The 2,188-nt window shown below is 62.8% G+C and carries 3 protein-coding genes; 2 read left to right on the top strand and 1 reads right to left on the bottom strand.

What is annotated here, in order from left to right; all coding sequences use genetic code 11:
* The first annotated feature begins 20 nt into the window (after positions 1-20).
* Positions 21-926, top strand: coding sequence for an ABC transporter ATP-binding protein (locus BRAS3809_RS14610; RefSeq protein ID WP_008962884.1), 906 nt, complete (start codon positions 21-23; stop codon positions 924-926).
* A 47-nt stretch (positions 927-973) separates the two neighbouring features.
* Positions 974-1,462, top strand: a complete 489-nt coding sequence (gene cynS / locus BRAS3809_RS14605; protein ID WP_008962883.1) for a cyanase — start codon at positions 974-976, stop codon at positions 1,460-1,462.
* Positions 1,463-1,564: 102 nt separating this feature from the next.
* Here the strand turns inward: cynS and BRAS3809_RS14600 are convergent, their stop codons facing one another.
* Positions 1,565-1,882: a DUF1476 domain-containing protein gene (locus tag BRAS3809_RS14600; RefSeq protein ID WP_008962882.1), complete on the bottom strand. Its 318-nt coding sequence runs from the start codon at positions 1,880-1,882 to the stop codon at positions 1,565-1,567.
* Positions 1,883-2,188: the final 306 nt, after the last annotated feature.

The raw sequence follows: 2,188 nt of genomic DNA, 5'->3' as shown, positions 1-2,188 counted from the left end.
GCTTCGTGGAGAGCGCGAGGATGACCTCCGACAAGTTCATCTCCATCGAGGGCATCGCCAAGCGCTATGACGGCGCGCGGAGCACGACGATCTTCGAGAATCTCTGGCTCGGCATGGCCCGCGGCGAGTTCGTCTGCGTGATCGGGCATTCCGGTTGCGGCAAGACGACGGTGCTCAATATCCTGGCGGGCCTCGATGCGCCGAGCGAGGGCGTGGTTGTCGTCGATGGCCAGGCCATCGAAGGCCCGAGCCTCGACCGTGCTGTCATTTTCCAGAGCCATGCGCTGCTGCCGTGGCGGACGGTGCTCGGCAATGTCGCCTATGCCGTCTCGTCGAAGTGGCGCAAATGGGATCGCGCGAGGGTTAAGGCGCATGCGCTGAAATACATCGAGCTGGTCGGTCTCGGCGGCTCCGAGCACAAGCGTCCCTCCGAGCTGTCCGGCGGCATGAAGCAGCGCGTCGGCATCGCGCGGGCGTTGTCGATCACGCCGAAGATCATGCTGATGGACGAGCCGTTCTCGGCGCTCGACGCGCTGACCCGCGGCACGCTGCAGGACGAGGTCCGGCGCATCTGCGTCGAGACCGGGCAGACCGTGTTCATGATCACCCACGACGTCGACGAGGCGATCTATCTCGCCGACAAGATCGTGCTGATGACCAACGGGCCCGGCGCGGTGCTCGCCGAGATCGTCGAGAACCCGCTGCCGAAGGACCGGCTGCGCGGCGATTTGCACCGACATCCGCTGTACTACGCGCTGCGCAATCACATCATCGATTTCCTGGTCAGCCGCAGCAGGACCTTCACGGCCGAGACGCCGGACCACGATCCGCGTAAGGTGCCGGTGGTGAAGATCGGCCGCACCGAGCCGACCATCGTCGCGTCGAAGCCGGCCGACAACGACGCGCCGCAGGCCGTCGCGCGCTGACGATCAGAAGAAACCCATCAACGAAGGCCCATCAAGGGAGACCAAGCATGAAGCGATCCGACCTGACCGAAAAGCTGCTCGACATCAAGCGCGAGAAGGGCTGGAGCTGGAAGTACATCTGCGAGAAGATCGGCGGCTATTCCGAGGTGCTGATCGTCGGCGCCATTCTCGGCCAGATGAAGCTGACCAAGCCGCAAGCTGCCAATGCGGGCGAGCTGTTCGGCCTGTCGAAGAGCGAGATCGCCATGCTGAACGAGACGCCGATGCGCGGCGAGGGCGTGCAGATGCCGCCGACCGATCCGCTGATCTATCGCTTCTATGAGCTTGTGATGATCAACGGGCCAGCCTGGAAGGAGCTGATCCAGGAGGAGTTCGGCGACGGCATCATGTCGGCGATCGATTTCGACATGGTGATGGAGCGCCTGCCCAACGCCAAGGGCGACCGCGTCAAGATCACGATGTCGGGCAAGTTCCTGCCGTACAAATATTACGGCGCCAGCGGCAATGTGCCGGAGTACGGCTTCAAGGAAGAGTAGCAAAGGGGCGAACGGCGAATAGGGAGTAGCGAGCAGGGAACGAGGGTGAACTGACCCCTATTCGCTACTCGCCATTCGCCTCTCGCCGCTATTCGCCTGCTGTTACTGTCCGGCCTTGACCTGCGCCACCGCGGTCGCCAGCAGCTCGCTCATCTTCGCCCGGATCTCGGCCTCGGTGACGCCCTTGGCCGAGAGATCACCCAGCACCTTGCGCACGACATCGGCGTCGCCGGCTTCCTCGAAATCCGCCGCGACGACCTCCTTGGCATAGGCGTCGGCGTCAGCGCCGGCCTTGCCGAGCTTTTCGGCGGCCCACAGGCCGAGGAGCTTGTTGCGGCGGGCTTCCGCCTTGAATTTCAATTCCTCGTCATGGGCGAACTGCTTCTCGAACGCGTCCTCGCGCTTGTCGAACGTGGTCATGGCCGGAACTTCCAGTGTTGCCGAAAAGGGTTAACCGCGCAGGCGGTTGCGGGGCGGTGGCCGCATGCCTAAATAATTGGAACACAACGCCAATACAACGGGCACGAGGCCGCAGGGAAGCGCGGTAAAACTAAGGTCCGGAGGACCGGATCGATTGTGCTCGGGACCCCAATGGGATAGGTTCAAATTGGCCCGGTTCTTGTTCTGTTTCCGTCCATCCGGGCCCTCGCGGCAGCTCCGTCGTGGTCCTGTCCAAAGTCATCCGGAGCCCACCATTTCATGGATTTCAACAAAACACGGTACATC

This window comes from Bradyrhizobium sp. STM 3809 (genome assembly GCF_000239795.1).
Lineage (GTDB): Bacteria > Pseudomonadota > Alphaproteobacteria > Rhizobiales > Xanthobacteraceae > Bradyrhizobium.
Note: the sequence above shows the minus strand (reverse complement) of the source record. Positions and strands in the feature narration are given on the sequence as shown.

Bases quoted from the DNA above. Each gene is read 5' to 3' on its own strand.
- BRAS3809_RS14610 (WP_008962884.1), top strand. From the start codon at position 21: ATGACCTCCGACAAGTTCATCTCCATCGAGGGCATCGCCAAGCGCTAT.
- cynS (WP_008962883.1), top strand. From the start codon at position 974: ATGAAGCGATCCGACCTGACCGAAAAGCTGCTCGACATCAAGCGCGAG.
- BRAS3809_RS14600 (WP_008962882.1), bottom strand. From the start codon at position 1,882: ATGACCACGTTCGACAAGCGCGAGGACGCGTTCGAGAAGCAGTTCGCC.